General features: G+C 68.0%; 14 protein-coding genes. 6 read left to right on the plus strand and 8 right to left on the minus strand.

Going from position 1 to position 16647, the window contains the following annotated elements; translation table 11 throughout:
- Positions 1-21 precede the first annotated feature (21 nt).
- Positions 22-918: an HhH-GPD family protein gene (locus tag EV645_RS10345; protein WP_277877000.1), complete on the plus strand. Its 897-nt coding sequence runs from the start codon at positions 22-24 to the stop codon at positions 916-918.
- 42 nt (positions 919-960) lie between these two features.
- Here EV645_RS10345 and EV645_RS10350 read toward each other — a convergent pair whose 3' ends face one another.
- The 6 genes from EV645_RS10350 to EV645_RS10375 form a co-directional block, all read right to left on the minus strand.
- Complete coding sequence (locus EV645_RS10350) at positions 961-1908, minus strand: DivIVA domain-containing protein (RefSeq protein WP_130442067.1); 948 nt, start codon at positions 1906-1908, stop codon at positions 961-963.
- 72 nt (positions 1909-1980) lie between these two features.
- Positions 1981-3963: a kinetoplast-associated-like protein gene (locus EV645_RS10355; protein ID WP_130442069.1), complete on the minus strand. Its 1983-nt coding sequence runs from the start codon at positions 3961-3963 to the stop codon at positions 1981-1983.
- A 309-nt stretch (positions 3964-4272) separates the two neighbouring features.
- Positions 4273-6825 (minus strand): ATP-dependent Clp protease ATP-binding subunit, encoded by a 2553-nt coding sequence (locus EV645_RS10360; protein WP_130442071.1) that lies wholly within the window; start codon positions 6823-6825, stop codon positions 4273-4275.
- Between the two features lie 340 nt (positions 6826-7165).
- Positions 7166-7495 carry a histone-like nucleoid-structuring protein Lsr2 gene (locus EV645_RS10365; RefSeq protein WP_130442073.1) on the minus strand — a complete coding sequence of 110 codons (330 nt, stop codon included), beginning with the start codon at positions 7493-7495 and terminating at the stop codon, positions 7166-7168.
- A 229-nt stretch (positions 7496-7724) separates the two neighbouring features.
- A complete protein-coding gene (gene lysS / locus EV645_RS10370; RefSeq protein WP_130442075.1) occupies positions 7725-9245 on the minus strand; it encodes a lysine--tRNA ligase in 1521 nt (506 codons plus the stop codon).
- Between the two features lie 9 nt (positions 9246-9254).
- The gene (locus tag EV645_RS10375; protein WP_130442077.1) at positions 9255-10478 is read right to left on the minus strand and encodes an MFS transporter; all 1224 of its coding nucleotides are present in this window, start codon (positions 10476-10478) and stop codon (positions 9255-9257) included.
- Between the two features lie 58 nt (positions 10479-10536).
- Here EV645_RS10375 and EV645_RS10380 point away from each other — a divergent pair, with 58 nt between their 5' ends.
- The 4 genes from EV645_RS10380 to EV645_RS10395 are packed head-to-tail and all read left to right on the plus strand — an operon-like array spanning position 10537 to position 13211.
- Entirely contained in the window at positions 10537-11106 is a 570-nt protein-coding gene (locus EV645_RS10380; protein WP_198681537.1) for an ArsR/SmtB family transcription factor, read from the plus strand.
- Between the two features lie 56 nt (positions 11107-11162).
- Positions 11163-11609, plus strand: a complete 447-nt coding sequence (locus tag EV645_RS10385) for an NfeD family protein (protein ID WP_130442081.1) — start codon at positions 11163-11165, stop codon at positions 11607-11609.
- Positions 11597-12502: an SPFH domain-containing protein gene (locus EV645_RS10390; protein WP_242000311.1), complete on the plus strand. Its 906-nt coding sequence runs from the start codon at positions 11597-11599 to the stop codon at positions 12500-12502. The genes EV645_RS10385 and EV645_RS10390 overlap by 13 nt, the downstream gene beginning before the upstream one ends.
- A 46-nt stretch (positions 12503-12548) precedes the next feature.
- On the plus strand, positions 12549-13211 hold the full coding sequence (locus tag EV645_RS10395) for a DedA family protein (RefSeq protein ID WP_130442083.1): 663 nt from the start codon (positions 12549-12551) through the stop codon (positions 13209-13211).
- Here EV645_RS10395 and EV645_RS10400 read toward each other — a convergent pair.
- Positions 13197-14495, minus strand: a complete 1299-nt coding sequence (locus EV645_RS10400) for a hypothetical protein (protein ID WP_242000312.1) — start codon at positions 14493-14495, stop codon at positions 13197-13199. The genes EV645_RS10395 and EV645_RS10400 overlap by 15 nt on opposite strands.
- A 142-nt stretch (positions 14496-14637) precedes the next feature.
- Here EV645_RS10400 and EV645_RS10405 point away from each other — a divergent pair, with 142 nt between their 5' ends.
- Positions 14638-15198 carry a carboxymuconolactone decarboxylase family protein gene (locus EV645_RS10405; protein WP_130442087.1) on the plus strand — a complete coding sequence of 187 codons (561 nt, stop codon included), beginning with the start codon at positions 14638-14640 and terminating at the stop codon, positions 15196-15198.
- Here EV645_RS10405 and EV645_RS10410 read toward each other — a convergent pair.
- Complete coding sequence (locus EV645_RS10410; RefSeq protein ID WP_242000313.1) at positions 15186-16625, minus strand: multicopper oxidase family protein; 1440 nt, start codon at positions 16623-16625, stop codon at positions 15186-15188. The genes EV645_RS10405 and EV645_RS10410 overlap by 13 nt on opposite strands.
- Positions 16626-16647 lie beyond the last annotated feature (22 nt).

Raw genomic sequence — 16647 nt, forward strand, 5'->3', positions numbered from 1 at the left:
GCGCACTCTAATATCGGCACTGTGCTGGACCACTCAGGCTCGCCGCTGGCCTCTTCTCTCCACGAGCCGGTGCTGCGTTGGTACGACGCCAACGCTCGCGTGCTCCCGTGGCGGGAGCCGGGGGCGGGAGCCTGGGCAGTGATGGTGAGTGAGTTCATGCTGCAGCAGACACCGGTGAACCGGGTGCTGCCGGCGTACCGGAGCTGGTTGGAGCGGTGGCCGAAGCCGGTGGACCTGGCCGCTGCGGCCCCTGGTGAGGCTGTAAGGGCCTGGGACCGGCTCGGGTACCCCAGGCGCGCCCTGCGGCTGCACGCGGCGGCTCAGGCGATTGTGGAGCGTCACGGCGGCGAAGTACCGGACGACCACGCCGCACTGCTCGCACTGCCGGGCGTCGGGACGTACACGGCCGCCGCGATCGCATCGTTTGCCTTCGGCCAACGTCATGCCGTCGTCGACACCAACGTCCGCCGGGTCCTCGCCCGGGCCCTGACCGGCGTCGCCCAGCCGAGCATCTCCCCCACCGCCGCGGATCAGCGCCTGGCAACCAGTGCGCTCCCTGCTGACGAACCGACAGCCGCCCGCTGGGCTGTCGCCTCGATGGAACTCGGTGCACTCATCTGCACCGCCCGTACGCCGCGATGCGCCGACTGCCCGATCCGCTCGCGCTGCGCATGGGTCCGCGCCGGCAGCCCGCCGTACGACGGTCCCCCGCGACGCGGTCAGACGTACGAAGGCACCGACCGCCAAGCCCGCGGCCGGCTCCTCGCCGTACTGCGTGCTGCGTCGGCGCCGGTGTCCAAGGACATGCTGGACGCGTCCTGGCCGGATGCAGTGCAACGCGAACGTGCACTGGACGGATTAGTTGCCGACGGCCTCGTAGAACCGCTCGCCCGCAAGCGTTACCGGCTCCCCGAATAGCAAGAGGCCGGCTCGACGACTCGAGCCGGCCTCTTAGGTGCTTCAGTTCTTCTTGCTGCCGGCTGCTTCTTCTTCGTCGTCGGCCAGCAGGTCGAGCGGCATCGCCGGGCTGCCGGACAGCGTCGCCAGCATCTGGCGGACGTTGGTCAGCTGCGCGTTGATGCTGTCACGACGCTGCGTCGCGGCGGCGAGTTCACGCTCGGACTCGGCGCGGATCCGCTCGGACTTGTCCTTCGCGGCGGCGACGATCTCCTGGGCCTGCCGGTTGGCGTCGGCCAGCTGCTGCTGCGACAACCGCTCGGCCTCGGAACGCGACCGGTCGGCCTCCCGCTGCACCTGGGCGGCGCGGTCGGTGACGGCGGCCAGCTGCTGCTCGGCCAGCGCGGTGCGGGCAGCGAACTCCTGCTCGACCTTGCCCCGGCGCTCGGCCAGGGTGGTCTCGAAGGCGGCCGCGGCCTGAGCGGACTTGGCCCGCTCCTGCTCGTACAGCGCCTGGGCCTCGCTGCGGCGCGCGGTGGCGTCGCGCTCGGCCTCGTCGCGCATGTCGTCGGCCTGGGTCCGGGCCTCTTCGAGGATCCGGGCGGCCTCGGCGTCGACCTCGCTCTTCCAGTCCAGGGAGTACTGCTCGGCCTCCTTGCGGACCTTCTTCGCGTGCGACTCACCGTCGGCGACGATCGCCTCCGCGTCGGTGCGGGCGCGGGTCACCAGATCACGGGCCTCGTCGTCGGCCAGCGACAGGATCTTCGCGACGCGCTCACCGAACTCGGTGAACGTCGGCGTCCGGTCCTTGGAGTCCTCCTGGGCGGAGATGACGGCCGCTTCCGCCGCGTCCGTGCGGGACTGCAGCTCCTGCACATGACGCTGCAGCTGCTCGGACTGCTGCTGCAGCGCAGTCAGAGAGGTGGTCAGCTCACGGATGTGCTGGTCCACCTGGGCAGGCTCGTAGCCACGCAGAACGGTACGGAACGGGGTTGGGCTTTCACTGCTCATGTTTTCCGATGCTCACTTCGATGGGTGGGTGGATCACACATTGTCACTGACAAGGATCTGACTGTCACGTCCTCATCCTGATTCCCCCGTGGAACCCTCACTGGACGACATTCCACCACCTGGACGGAACCCCGGTACAGCGAGTGCCTCGATCACACCCGAAAGCTGGGTGAGCTCCTTGGTGATCTCATCACGGCGCTGGTTCAACGCCGCGACCCTCGCCTCGGCTTCGGCGAGAAGTTTTCGTGCCTGTGCGCGAAGACTATCGGCGTGGTCGCGCGCCTGCGCCTCCAACTGCTGGGCTTCGCCCCGCGACCTGCGGATCAGCTCGTGCGACTGACGCTGTGCTTCGGCCAGGTCGTTGGCCGCGCGCTCGCGCAGATGCTGGGTCGCGGACTCCGCTTCGGCCTCACGGCGGTTGGCCCGCTCGATGATCTCGCGGGCGTCGTTAGCGGCCGAGCCCTTCAGCCGGTCGGCCCTGGCCTGCGCCTGGGCGGTGACCTTCTCGGCCTCCTGCTTCGCAGCGGCCAGGGTCGCCTCGGCCTGCTCGCCGGCGGCGTACAGCGTCGTCTCGGCGAGCGCGGTCAGCTCGGCGTTCTCCTTGGCGATGGCGTCCTGGGTCTGCTTCAGGCGGCTGGTCGAGCGGCCGACGACGCGGCGCAGGTGCGCACGCTTGCGACGCATCAGCTCGGTGGCCTCCGCGGCGGCCGCGTCGCGGATCGCTTGCGCCTCGTTCTCGGCGGCGCCGATCAGGTCGTCGACGGTCTTCTTGCTCCACAGCGTCTGCTTCTCGGCCTCGGCCATCGCCAGCTCGGCCGCCCTGTTCGCGTCCTCGACGATCCGCTGCGCCTCGGCGGACGCGGTCCGCCGGTCCGCCTCGATCGAGTCGACGACGAGCTTGGCCTGGGCCCGTGCGTCGGCCATCAGCCGCTCGTTGCCGGCTTCGGCCTCGGCCTTGCGCTCGGCGATCTCGGCGACGGCCTCGGCCCGCAGCTTGTCGATCTCCAGCGAGATCGATGCCAGCTTGGCCCGTTCGGTCTCCTCCAGCTCCGCCGTACGGCGCTCGAGCTCGGTGCGGTTCTCGCCGCGCAGTCGCTCGATCTCGGCGTGCGCCTCGCCGATCTCGCGACGGGACTTCTCCCTCGCTACTTCGACCTCGCGGTCGACCGCGGCCCGCAGCTCGCTGGCCTCGGCCTCGGAGCGGGCGATCAGGTCGGCCTCGTTGCGTACGGCGGCCTGTGACACGAGCGCAGCCTGCTCGCCTGCATCGGAGACGAGCTGCTGCGCTTCCTTGCCGGCCCGCTCGACAGTGGCCTGCGCCGACTCGCGGGCGAGCTGGGCCTCCTCGAGCAGCTCATCGGCCTCGTCCTTCAGGCGAGCCGCTTCGCTCTCGGCGGCCGCGATCCGGCGCTGTGCCGCGGCCTGCGACTCGGCCCGGAGCTGGTCCGCGGTCGCCTGGCTCTCGATCTGCAGCTGCTCGGCCGCTGCCTCCGACTCCGCCCGGCGCTTCGCGACCTCCTCGGCGACAGTGGCGCGCAGCTGCTCGGCGGCAGACTCCGACTCGGCCTTCAGCCGCTCCGCGATCGCGGTGGCCTCGGAACGGACCCGGTCGGCTTCCGCGTTCGCATCGCTGGTCAGCTTGTCGGCCGCGGCGGCAGCATCCCGCCGTACCCGATCGGCGTCGGCGGTTGACTCGGCGCGCAGCCGGTCCGCGGCCTCCTCGGCCTCGGAGCGGACTCGCTCGGCCTCGGCCTCGGAGTCGGTGCGGAGTTGCTCGGCGGCGCGCTCCGCGTCGTTCAGGACCCGCTGGGCGGCCGCCATCGCGTCGGTCCGGAGCTTGCGGGCGGCGGCCTCGGCCTCGGCCTTCAGCTGCTCGCTCTCCGCGCGGATCCGGCCGGCCTCGTCGCGCGCCAGATCGTTCTCGTGCTCGGCCTGCTCGCGCAACGTGTCCGCGATCCGCTGGGCCCGCTCGAGCACGCCGCCGGCCTGCCGCACGCCAAAGGAACCGGTGTCAGCGACCGGTTCCTGGGTCAGGGGCAGACGCGGAGCGTCCATGCGACGAGATGATTCCATCCCCGGCCCCCTTTCCGACAGTCCGGGTCCGAACAGCGTGCTCACAGGGTTAACAACGCAGTGGACAGGCGGTAGGTAACTGCTTCATCAGCAGTTGCGCGATCTTCCCATCGATGCGTTGGCGGGCGCGACCCACTCCCGTATCGAAGTGGTCACGCTCCGCAGGACGATACGACCAGTCAGTAGCCTTCGCGCAAATCAGGCGTGTCGCACCGATACTCGGAGCCGGAACGCAGTACTCCGAACGTGCAGAAGGCCCCGCCGGAGCGGGGCCTTCTGGGTTGGCGTTGGTTACGTGTCCTGTACGCCGGAAGCCGGACCGGCGGTGCCGCCGCCGGCGGTCAGGTCGGTCAGCTCCAGGTCGGACGTCGAGGACTTCTCGTTGCCCTTGAAGGTGAAGAACTCGGTCACGCCGTCGTCGTTGACCTTACCCTCGGGGATCGCGTCGACCAGGACGATCTGGCCGGGACGCAGCTCCCCGAACAGGATCTTCTCGGCCAGCACGTCCTCGATGTCACGCTGCAGCGCACGGCGCAACGGACGGGCACCGAGCACCGGGTCGAAGCCACGCTCGGCGGCCAGCTTCTTCGCCGCCGGGGTGAGCTCGATCCCCATGTCCTTGTCCTTCAGCCGCTGCTCGATCTGGGCCACCATCAGGTCCACGATCCGGACGATGTCCTCCATCGTGTGCTGGTGGAAGACCACGATCTCGTCGACACGGTTCAGGAACTCGGGCCGGAAGTGCTGCTTGAGCTCCTCGGTGACCTTCGCCTTCATCTTCTCGTACGTACCGCCGACATCGTTCGCCTGGGAGAAGCCGAGGCTCACCGACTTGGCGATGTCCTTGGTGCCCAGGTTCGTGGTCATGATGATGACGGTGTTCTTGAAGTCGACCACGCGGCCCTGGGCGTCGGTCAGACGACCCTCGTCCAGGATCTGCAGCAACGAGTTGAAGATGTCCGGGTGGGCCTTCTCCACCTCGTCGAACAGCACCACGGAGAACGGCTTGCGGCGGACCTTCTCGGTCAGCTGGCCACCCTCTTCGTATCCGACGTACCCAGGAGGCGAGCCGAACAGCCGCGAGGCCGTGTGCTTCTCCGAGTACTCCGACATGTCGAGGCTGATCAGCGCGTTCTCGTCGCCGAACAGGAACTCGGTCAGCGCCTTCGACAGCTCGGTCTTACCGACACCGGACGGGCCGGCGAAGATGAACGAGCCGCTCGGGCGACGCGGGTCCTTCAGCCCGGCGCGAGTACGCCGGATCGAACGGGACAGCGCCTTGACCGCGTCCTCCTGGCCGATGTAGCGCTTGTGGAGTTCCTTCTCCATGTCGAGCAGCCGGGACGACTCTTCCTCGGTCAGCTTGAACACGGGGATGCCCGTCGCGGTGCTCAGCACCTCGGCGATCAACTCCTCGTCGACCTCGGCGACGACATCCATGTCGCCGGCCTTCCACTGCTTCTCCCGCTCGGACTTCGCGTTGATGAGCTTCTTCTCGTCGTCACGCAGCCGCGCGGCGCGCTCGAAGTCCTGCGCGTCGATCGCCGACTCCTTCTCCCGGCGAACGGTCGCGATCTTCTCGTCGAACTCGCGCAGGTCCGGCGGAGCCGTCATCCGGCGGATCCGCAACCGGGCCCCGGCCTCGTCGATCAGGTCGATCGCCTTGTCCGGCAGGAACCGGTCCGAGATGTACCGGTCGGCCATCTGCGCGGCGTTCACCAGCGCGGCATCGGTGATCGTCACCCGGTGGTGCGCCTCGTACCGGTCGCGGAGGCCCTTGAGGATCTCGATCGTGTGAGCGATCGAGGGCTCGGCCACCTGGATCGGCTGGAACCGGCGCTCCAGCGCGGCGTCCTTCTCGACGTACTTGCGGTACTCGTCGAGGGTGGTCGCGCCGATGGTCTGCAGCTCACCACGGGCCAGCATCGGCTTCAGGATGCTCGCGGCGTCGATCGCGCCCTCGGCCGCACCGGCCCCGACGAGGGTGTGGATCTCGTCGATGAACAGCACGATGTCGCCGCGGGTGCGGATCTCCTTGAGCACCTTCTTCAGGCGTTCCTCGAAGTCACCGCGGTAGCGCGAACCGGCTACCAGGGCGCCCAGGTCGAGGGAGTAGATCTGCTTGTCCTTCAGCGTCTCCGGGACGTCACCACGGACGATCTGCTGGGCCAGACCTTCCACGATGGCGGTCTTGCCGACGCCCGGCTCACCGATCAGGACAGGGTTGTTCTTGGTCCGCCGGGACAGCACCTGCATGACCCGCTCGATCTCCATCTCGCGCCCGATCACCGGGTCGAGCTTCGCCTCACGAGCGGACTGGGTGTAGTTCCGGCCGAACTGGTCGAGCACCAGGGAGCTACTGGGGGCGCCCTCGGCGGGCGCACCGGCAGAGGTCGTCTCCTTGCCCTGGTAACCGCTCAGCAGCTGGATGACCTGCTGCCGGACCTTGTTCAGGTCCGCACCGAGCTTGACCAGGACCTGCGCGGCGACACCTTCACCCTCGCGGATGAGGCCGAGCAGGATGTGCTCGGTGCCGATGTAGTTGTGGCCCAGTTGCAGGGCCTCGCGCAGGGAGAGCTCCAGCACCTTCTTGGCGCGGGGGGTGAACGGGATGTGCCCGCTCGGGGCCTGCTGCCCCTGGCCGATGATCTCCTCGACCTGGGAACGAACGGCCTCGAGCGAGATACCCAGGCTCTCGAGAGCCTTGGCGGCGACCCCTTCACCCTCGTGGATCAGGCCGAGCAGGATGTGCTCGGTCCCGATGTAGTTGTGACTGAGCATCCTGGCCTCTTCCTGAGCCAGGACGACTACCCGACGGGCGCGGTCCGTAAATCGTTCAAACATCGCCAAAGCGCTCCTTGCCTCAGAGGAGTCGGACGTGCCGTGGTGGCCGACCCCCGTACATGCATGCTAGTCCCCGGTGCCGACAGGCTCGCTCTCGGCGAACACCCGATCACGCTCCTACCGACTGCCCGGATGGCATCACAAGGGAACAACCGCACTGATCACCAGCGTGTTCCCGCGTGGACCCGATCAGACAGCATGTTCGCCACCAGCGAATTTCCCCAACTACCTGTCCGGTCAGTCACCAGATCCGACACGCCGTGTCCCACTCTGTGAAACAACCGGAATGCGGACGGTCCCGGCACCCTTTGCAGGGGCCGGGACCGGTGGTCCGAAAAAGTTACTTGGCTTCGTTGTACGCCGCGCGCACCTCGGCGGAGATCCGGCCCCGCTCGCTGACCTCGTAGCCGTTCTCCTTGGCCCAGGCCCGGATGTCCGCGGAGTCCGATGCCGACCGGCCACGACCCCGCGCCCGGCCCGCGCTGCCGCGGCGCCCGGAGACCCGGCGCCCGGAGCCGACATAAGCGGCCAGTGCGTCACGCAGTTTTGCGGCGTTCTTCTTGGACAGGTCGATCTCGTACGTCGTTCCGTCCAGCCCGAAGGTGACGGTCTCGTCGGCCTTACCGCCGTCGAGATCGTCCTCGAGAACCACCTGAACCCTTTGCGCCATCGATGACAACCTTTCCGCGCCCGCCATCGGGCACAATCCCCCTGCCGAATTGTTAGCACCTGATTTGTACCGCACAAACCGGGTTCGTGTCATTCATCGACGCCGCGCAGCGATCGTAACTTTGAGTATTCATCCCCGTTCGAATCCGGCTGGACCGGAATGCATTGACCCCGGATTTGCCGAACGAGTCCGTTGTGCTATGCAACGATCTGCGGAGGGATTCGGAGCATCATTCCGGCCGCAGCAACGGGAAGAGAATCGTCTCCCGGATACCGGTCCCGGTGAGAAGCATCACCAACCGGTCCAGGCCCATCCCCATGCCACCGGCCGGCGGCATCCCGAATTCCATCGCCCGGAGGAAGTCCTCGTCCAGCTCCATCGCTTCCGGATCGCCGGCCGCGGCCAGCAACGACTGCGACACCAGGCGATCGCGCTGGATCACCGGGTCGTTCAGCTCGGAGTACGCGACCCCGAGTTCGACCCCGTTGAAGAACAGGTCCCAGGCCTCGACCAGGCCCGGAATTTCGCGGTGCGGCTTGGCCAACGGCCGCGCCGACTCCGGATAGTCGCGGACAAAGGTGGGCTGGATCAGCGTGTGCTCGCAGAGCTTCTCGAACAAGTCGACCGCGATCTCACCGGCATTCCGGCCCGGCTGCAGCTCGACGTCGTGCTGCTCGGCCAACTTGGTCAGAGTGGCCAGGTCGGTGGTCACGTCGACGCTCTCGCCGACCGCTTCGGAGAGCAACCCGAAAAGCGTCGCGTGCTGGAACGGCTGCTCGATGTCGACGGTCGACCCGTCGCGCCCAGTGATCGTCGTACGACCGATCGCACGGCCCGCGTTCCGGATCAGCTCCTGGATCAGTTCGGCCATCGAGTCGTAATCGCCGTAGGCCTGATAGGCCTCGATCATCGAGAATTCCGCCGAGTGGGTGGAGTCCAGCCCCTCGTTGCGGAACGTACGGCCGATCTCGTAGACCCGGTCGACGCCGCCGATCATCGCGCGCTTGAGGTCGAGCTCGAGCGCGATCCGCAGCTTCATCTCCTGGTCGAACGCGTTCAGGTGCGTGCTGAACGGCCGCGCCGCGGCGCCGCCGTTGGTCAGCTGCAGCACCGGCGTCTCGACCTCGACGAAGCCGTGCTCGTCGTACGTCGCGCGTAGCGACTTCAGCACGGCCGCCTTCGCGCGGACCATCTCACGGGCCTCGGGCCGGACGATCAGGTCGACGTACCGCATCCGGACGCGGGCCTCTTCGCTGAGCGGCTTGTGCTCGTTGGGCAGCGGGCGCAGCGTCTTGGCGGCCATCTGCCACCCGGTCACCTGCACCGACAGCTCACCGCGGCGGCTGGTGATCACCTCGCCGTGAACAGCCAGCAGGTCGCCGATGTCGACGAGCTGCTTGAACCGGGCCAGCTCCTCCTCGCCCAGATCGGCCAGCGACAGCATCACCTGCAGCTCGGTCCCGTCGCCCTCCCGGAGCCGGACGAAGCACAGCTTTCCGGTGTTGCGCAGGAAGATCACCCGGCCGACCACCGAGACCTGCTCACCGGTCCGGGTGTCGGGCTCCAGGTCCTGGCTGTCGTACTTCGCCCGCAGGTCCTTCAGCAGGTGCGTCCGCGGCACCGAGATCGGGTACGGCGGGACGCCTTCGGCCACCAAACGGTCACGCTTCTCCCGGCGAACCCGCATCTGCTCGGGCAGGTCGTCCTGCCCGTTGTCGGGGTTCACCGGGTCCACGTGCGTATCAGTCATGGCTCAAGGCTAGTGACTGACCGCCTCCAGCTCCGAATCCTTTGTTCCGTCCTTGACCCTGGCGAGGAGCACGCCGACGACCGCGGAGGCCACCGCGCACGCCACGCCGCCGGTCACGAACGTCCCGCGGGGTCCGAGCAGCGAACCCGCCAGACCGCCCAGCAACATCGCCAGGATGCTGAAGGACCGGACCGTCCCGTTCAGGGCGGCGAGCACCGAGCCACGGACCGCCTCGGCCGAGCGCATCACGATGAGGGCGCTGGTCGCCGCGTTCAGCAGTCCGCTGCCGACGCCGATCGTGGTGGCCCCGATCATCAGTGTCACGAAGTTCCCGGCCAGACCCATCAGCACGCTGGATCCGCCGATCGCGGCCATCCCGGCGACGACCGCCATCGACCGCGCCCGGTCGCCGCGCAGCCGGCCGCTGTACCAGGCGCCGAGGATCGCGCCGGCGCCGGTCGCCGCGCCCGCGGCGCCGTACAGGCCGGGTCCGAGGCCGAGCTCGCCGGTGATCAGGAAGACCTCCACGACGTTCACCGCTTCACCGGCGACCACAAACACCCAGAGCGCCGGCACCAGGATCCGCAGTACGTCGTCCCCGAAGATGGCTCGCAGCCCGGCCGACACACCACCGCGCTTGCGGTCGGCCGTCGACTCCGGCCGACGGCGGGTCTGGACCAGTTGCGCGACCAGTACAAGCACCAGAAACGTCGCCGCGTCGACGAGCAGTGCGCCACGCGTACCGGCTGCACTGACCAACACACCGCCGGCCGCAGAGCCGGCCAGCGTCGCAACGCCGATCAGGGCCTGGCTCGTCCCGGTGGTCCGGCCGATGAGCTCCTCGCCGACGATCCGCGGGATCAGCGCTCCCCACGCGGGACCGGCGACAGCCTGTCCTACTTGGAGGACGCAGACCAGGAGCAGCGTGTTCACCAGGTCGTGCACGAAGGCGAGGCCGACGCCGGCCACGACCTGCAGCAAACCCGACCAGACCAGGACCGTGCGGGAATCGAACCCGTCCACGATCCGCCCGGCGAACGGGATCATCGCGACGGTCGGTACGGCGAACGCGAGCAGCAGGGCGGTGACCGCAGCCGGACCGTGGCCGTCGGACACGCGCAGCATCAACGCGATCAGCGCGATCGAGTCACCTGCATAGGAGAGCGCACGGGCGGGCAGCACCAGGCGGATGTCGCGGTGCGACCAGATCGAAGTCTGAAGGGTTTGCTTCATAGATGTGAAGTTAATGCTTCATATTCCGATCCGTCAAGGGTTTCGCTACGCTGACGTCGTGGCCAAGCAGAAGCCCGTCGTGGTGATCTCCGATCCGAAGGCGATCCGTGCCCTGGCCCACCCGGCCCGGCAGCGGGTGATCGACGAGCTCTACAACGGCAAGGTGCTGACCGCGACCGAGTGCGCGGAGATCGCCGGGCTCACGCCGTCCGCGATGAGCTACCACCTGCGGGCGCTGGAGAAGTGGGGCATCATCGAGCGGGCCGAGGAGTCTGCCGACGGCCGCGAGCGACCGTGGCGGGCGCGGGCGGCGAGCCTCCGGATCGACTCCACCAGCGCGGGAGCCGGGCGGCTGGCAGGCCACGCGATCATGCGCACCGCGATGAACGGCGTACTCGAGCAGTTCCAGGACCTGTCCGACAAGGACCCGTGGGACGACGTCAGCACGCTGAGCCGGTCGCGGTTGTGGCTGACACATGAAGAGGCCGTCCGGTTCAGCAACGAGCTGAACGACCTGGTCGACCGGTTCAAGAAGAAGCGCACGCAGAGCGACCACCCGGCCGACGCCCGTCAGATCAGCTCGCTCTACGCCGTCGTACCGATCGGGAAGGCGCCCGAAGAGAGCTGAACCGTTAGCAACACAACGACGTATCCAGGAGTACCTTCGAAGTAGAGGTACATGTCATGCAGTCCTGGGTGCTTTGGGTGATCGTCGCCGCCGTCCTCGGCACGGCTGAGTTGATGGCAGCGACCTTCGACCTGCTCCTGCTCGCCATCGCGGCGCTCTCCGCGGGTGCGATCGCCGGGATCGGACTCGGTATCGGCTTCCAGGTCCTCGCCTTCGCGGTCACCGCCGCCACGCTGGCCGTCCTGGTCCGGCCGGTCGCGCGCAGGCATCTGACCGGGCACCCCCATCTGCGCACCGGGGTCGCCGCCCTGATCGGACGAGAGGCCGTGGTGCTCGCTGCCTGTGACCGGGACGACGGCCGCGTCCGGATCGGCGGCGAGGAGTGGAGCGCACGTTCGTACGACCCCCACCTGCACATCCCCGCGGGCACCCGGGTCGACGTCTTCGCCATCGAGGGGGCCACCGCCCTCGTCCATCCCCAGGAGGAGCCATGGCCGAACTGATCATCGGAATCGTCGTCGCACTGCTCGCGGTCGTGCTGGTACTGCGGACCGTCCGCATCGTCCCGCAGGCCCGAGCGAGCAACGTCGAGCGCCTCGGCCGGTACCTTCGCACGCTGGAGCCCGGACTGAACATCGTGATCCCGTTCATCGACCGGCCCCGGCAACTGATCGACCTGCGCGAGCAGGTGGTCTCGTTCCAGCCGAACTCCGTCATCACCGAGGACAACCTGGTCGTCCACATCGACACGGTGCTGTACTTCCAGGTCACCGATCCGCGCGCGGCGGCGTACGAGATCCAGAACTACATCCAGGCGATCGAGCAGCTGACCGTGACCACGCTGCGGAACGTGATCGGCGCGCTGGACCTCGAGAAGACGCTGACCTCGCGCGAGCACATCAACTCGATCCTGCGCGGCGTACTCGACGAGGCGTCCGGCAAGTGGGGTATCCGGGTGAACCGGGTCGAGCTGAAGGCGATCGAGCCGCCGGCGTCGATCAAGGAGTCGATGGAGAAGCAGATGCGGGCCGAGCGGGAGAAGCGGGCCGCGATCCTGAACGCCGAAGGTCAGCGGCAGTCGCGGATCCTGACCGCGGAGGGCGACCGGCAGGCCGCGATCCTGCGGGCCGAGGGCCAGGCGAAGGCGATCGACACCGTGTTCGAGGCGATCCACCGCAACGACCCGGACCCGAAGCTGCTCGCCTACCAGTACCTGCAGATGCTGCCCGAACTGGCGAAGGGCCCCGGCAACACGTTCTGGGTCATCCCGTCCGAGGTCACCAGCGCATTGCAGAACGTCACCAAGGCGTTCAGCGGTGACACGGCGCCCGCCACCCCACCGACCCCGTCGATCCCTTCTGGGAACGGGCACAACCCTGAAATCTCCCGGGGTTAGTTGCCCCGTCACCAAATCGGTTGTCGCTCGATGTCACTATGGGTGCATGGGGGAACCTCTGTTGCTCGCGCAGGCGATCGCCATCCCGACCGGAGTGGCGATCCTCGCGTACCTGGTGGTCGGACTCGTCATCGGCGTCGAGAGCATGGGCGTGCCGCTGCCGGGTGAGACCACCCTGGTCGCGGCCGCGCTGCTCGCCTCGCAGCACCATCTGAAGATCGAGTTCGTGATCCTCGCGGCGGCCGCCGGCGCGATCATCGGCGACTCGATCGGGTACTTCGTCGGCCGCAAGGCGGGCCGCCGATTGTTCGAGCGACTCGGCAAGCGGTTCCATCACTTCTCCGAGGACCGGATCGTCCGCGCCGAGAAGTACTTCCACAAGTACGGCGTCTGGACGGTGTTCTTCGGCCGGTTCGTCGCGCTGCTGCGGATCTTCGCGGGCCCGATGGCCGGCATGCTGCGGATGCACTACCCGCGCTTCCTGGCCGCCAACGCCGCCGGCGGTATCGCCTGGTCGGCCACCATCGGCATCGTCGCCTACAAGATCGGCGACAACGCCGACAAGATCTTCGGCCGGGTGTCGCTGTGGGCGCTGGCTGGGATCGCGGTCGTCGTTGTCACGCTGTACGTCGTCCACAAGGTCCGGAAGCGGAAGCACACAGCCCAACCTGAATCGACGCCGAAGCCGGCCGAGTCAGCGGACGTGTAGCTGCAGACCCGCCGTCGTGATGCCCTGCATCGGACGGCCGAACATCATCGCGCCCGGGATCACGAACCGGTAGACGAAGTCGCCCGGCTGCCCGGCCTTGAACGCCAGCGCGGTCTGCCCCTGCCGCATCGCCATCGCCTTGAGGTTCGCCCAGGTGCGGGTCTGCCGGTTCCAGGCCTGCAGCATCACGATCGTGTTCATGGCCGGCTTGACCGTCGCCGAGATCGTCACCATCGAGCCGGCCTTCTTCGCCGTGTCGCCACCGGCGAACCCGGCCGACGCGACCCGGACGACACTCTTCGTGTACCCCGGTCTGCTGGTCGAGGTCCCGGTGATCATGCCGGCCTTCGAATACACCGGCACGGTGATCTTGTACGGCCGGCTCCCCGTGGTCGCTACGCCGACGTCGTAGTACCCGCCCGCCGTCGTGGTGCCGCGTCCCGCCGGGGTCCACCGCGCGCCCGGCGTGACCTGCGTGAGGACGACGACCGGCACTCCGGCCGGCGTCGCCCGCTGGCTCGTGCACGGGTTCTCCAGGTCGCAGCCGACCTGGTGCAGGATGACCCGCCCGCGGACCCGGATCGGCACGCTGTACTGCGCCAGCGGCGGCACCACGCCGCTGATCGAGCTGGTCAGACCGAGGACCTGCCCACCGATCTGCGTACTCCACTCGTTCGTCGTCCGGAGCTGGAAGGCGTACGGCGGTTTGATGCTCTTGATCACCTGCCGGTTCGACGTGGTCGCCGGGCCGATCGCCTTCAGCATCTGACCCGGCCGCCCGACCATCGGCACGTACCGCTGGGTCTTCTTGCCCTTGATGTCCAGCGGATCGTTCGGGGTGAAGTCCTGCGGCGCAACCGGCACCGACCATCTGATCAGCACGCCGCGTCCCTGCGGAGCCACCGCAGCCGCACTCGGGCGCACCGGCCCGTCGGTATCGAACACCGCCGACTTGGTGAGCTTGCTGGTCACGCCGCCCTGCGACGTCCCGGTCGCCACCGCGACCTTGTAGTTCCCGTCCGGCGGGAACGCCGAGGTCGGGATCTCCCAGTGGTTCGGGTCACCGGCCGGGATGTACTTCACGTACGACGGGCTCTCGCTCAGCACACCCTCGATCGTGATCCGGTTCGGCAGGTTGGTGTCCTTCCAGGTCACCAGCACCGCCGCCCGGCCCTTGGGCGCCCAGGCCACCGCCACATCGCTCGGCGCCGGATCCGAGGCGCACGCGGTCAGCAAGGTCGCACCCACGACCACTGCCAGCGCCACGGCAAGCACGCGCCGCACTCGAACCACCACCTCGTTCTCAGCTGCCTCACAACCGAACCTCGTGAACCATACCCAGTCCGGCGTACCGGATCCCTATCACCGTTGCCGGATCGGTATCACGCTCCTACCGTGAGAGGAGCCACAAAGGGGGGAACAAACGATGGCGTTCATCGACACACCCAAGGAACCGGAGTTCTTCGAGGCGAACCGGGCACCGGCCGGTCACGTGCCGAACTTCGTCCAGACGTTCGCGGCCCGGCCGGCCGTCTACGACGCGTGGAAACAGCTGAACGGCGCGATCAAGGAGTCCATGGACCTGCGCCGCTACGAGCTGGCCACGCTCGCCGCCGCGACCGCGCTGAAGTCCAGCTACTGCAGCCTCGCCCACGGGCAGGTGCTGGCCGACAAGTTCTACACAGCCGAGGAGGTAGCGGCGCTCGTCGACGAGCCGCCGAACAACCCGGTCGACGAGGCAGTGATGGCCTTCGCGAGGAAGGTCGCGCTAGGAGCCGACAAGGTCACCCAGACAGACGTCGACGGACTGAAAGCGGTCGGCCTGACCGATGCCGACGTACTCGACGTTGCGCTGGCGGCCGCGGCCCGCGCGTTCTTCTCCAAGACCTTGGACGCCACGGGAACCCAGCCCGACTCGGTCTTCAACAACCTGCCCGACACCCTCCGTACGGCGCTGACCGTCGGCCGCCCGATCTACTCGGGGTGATTGTTCGGCCCGCCGCCGAGGTGGAACTTCGTGCTGACGCCGTTGTACATCAGGTGCGTGATCAGGCCCTGTGACGCGTGCGGCAGGTTGTGGCAGTGGTCCATCCAGATGCCCGGGTTGTTCGCGACGAAGGCCACCTCGTAGGTCTCCTTGTCCTCGACGTTGAGGGAGTCCGTCCACCACGGGCTCCCGGTTGCCTTCACGCCGTTCCGGCTGAGGACGACGAGGTGATGGCCGTGCAGGTGCATCGGATGGACCTGACCCGAGGTGTTCTTGATCGTCATCCGGACGATGTCGCCCTCGGTCACCACGAACATCGGCACGTCCGGGTACTGGTGCCCGTTGATCGTCCACCACCGCAGGCCGGGCTTCCCGTCGAAGAAGCCGATCCGCCGCCCGATGTCGTACCGGAACACCCGCGTCGCCTTCGCCGGATCGAACCCGATCGGCTTCGGTGACCCGTAGGTCAGCAGATCGACCTGATCCTTGGGCTCGGTCCCGGTCGGCGCGTCCCCGTCCCCGATCACCAGCGTCGTCGGACCGCCGCCGAGCCCGATCCGCACGGGCTTGTCCGTGCGGATCTCCAGATCGACCCGCCCGCCGGCCGTCACGAGCACCTTCTTCCCGCTCACCTCGGTCGGCGCGTTCACGTCGGTCCCGTCGACCGCGACCACCTTGTACGGCGCGCCGTCGACCCACACCGACATCGGTCCGTTGTCGGTGTTGATCAACCGCACGCGGGCCGTCGGACCTGGCGCCTTCACCCGGCGTTCGCCGTACTCGCCGTTGACCGTGCGGATCTTGTCGTAGGTGTGTACGGCGGCGATCACGTCATCGGCTGCGGGCTGGACGATCAGTACGCCGTACAGGCCCTTCTGCACCTGCTCGTGCGCGATCTGGTGCGAGTGGTACCAGTACGTGCCGACGTCCTTCGCGACGAAGCGGTACACGTACGACTGACCCGGTTGGACCGCGTCCTGGGTGACACCCGCGACACCGTCCTCGGCATTCGGTACGTCGACACCGTGCCAGTGCAGGGTGACTCCGTCGGCCACGTTGTCGTTGTGCAGCGTAACCTGGATCAGATCGCCTTGTTTTGCGACGATCCGCGGCCCCGGCGAGGTGTGGTTCAGCGTGTAACCGTCGAACGAACCACGGCCGGAGATGTCGAACCGCTCCTTGCGGGCGACCAGGTCCACCGCGACATCGGGCTTCTGGTCGGGCGGTCCGGTCAGCTCGCTGACATCGACGCCGTGGTGCTCATGCTCCGACACCGGGCCGCCGCCGTAGTCGGCATATCCCATCGACATCGGCGAGAGGTCGTTCGGGACCAGGCTGCGCGTCCAGAAGAACACGATCGGCGTCAGTACGACGATCGTCGCGAGCAACGCGACCAGCACCCGGCGAGGCGGCAACCGCACCTTCACGGCCGCCGCCTGTCAGTTGCCA

The sequence above is a fragment of the Kribbella rubisoli genome, from assembly GCF_004217145.1.
Lineage (GTDB): Bacteria > Actinomycetota > Actinomycetes > Propionibacteriales > Kribbellaceae > Kribbella > Kribbella rubisoli.

Coding starts and splice junctions, on each gene's coding strand:
- EV645_RS10355 (WP_130442069.1), bottom strand. CDS start 3,963: ATGGACGCTCCGCGTCTGCCCCTGACCCAGGAACCGGTCGCTGACACC.
- lysS (WP_130442075.1), bottom strand. CDS start 9,245: ATGACTGATACGCACGTGGACCCGGTGAACCCCGACAACGGGCAGGAC.
- EV645_RS10360 (WP_130442071.1), bottom strand. CDS start 6,825: ATGTTTGAACGATTTACGGACCGCGCCCGTCGGGTAGTCGTCCTGGCT.
- EV645_RS10385 (WP_130442081.1), top strand. CDS start 11,163: ATGCAGTCCTGGGTGCTTTGGGTGATCGTCGCCGCCGTCCTCGGCACG.
- EV645_RS10405 (WP_130442087.1), top strand. CDS start 14,638: ATGGCGTTCATCGACACACCCAAGGAACCGGAGTTCTTCGAGGCGAAC.
- EV645_RS10350 (WP_130442067.1), bottom strand. CDS start 1,908: ATGAGCAGTGAAAGCCCAACCCCGTTCCGTACCGTTCTGCGTGGCTAC.
- EV645_RS10375 (WP_130442077.1), bottom strand. CDS start 10,478: ATGAAGCAAACCCTTCAGACTTCGATCTGGTCGCACCGCGACATCCGC.
- EV645_RS10365 (WP_130442073.1), bottom strand. CDS start 7,495: ATGGCGCAAAGGGTTCAGGTGGTTCTCGAGGACGATCTCGACGGCGGT.
- EV645_RS10395 (WP_130442083.1), top strand. CDS start 12,549: ATGGGGGAACCTCTGTTGCTCGCGCAGGCGATCGCCATCCCGACCGGA.
- EV645_RS10390 (WP_242000311.1), top strand. CDS start 11,597: ATGGCCGAACTGATCATCGGAATCGTCGTCGCACTGCTCGCGGTCGTG.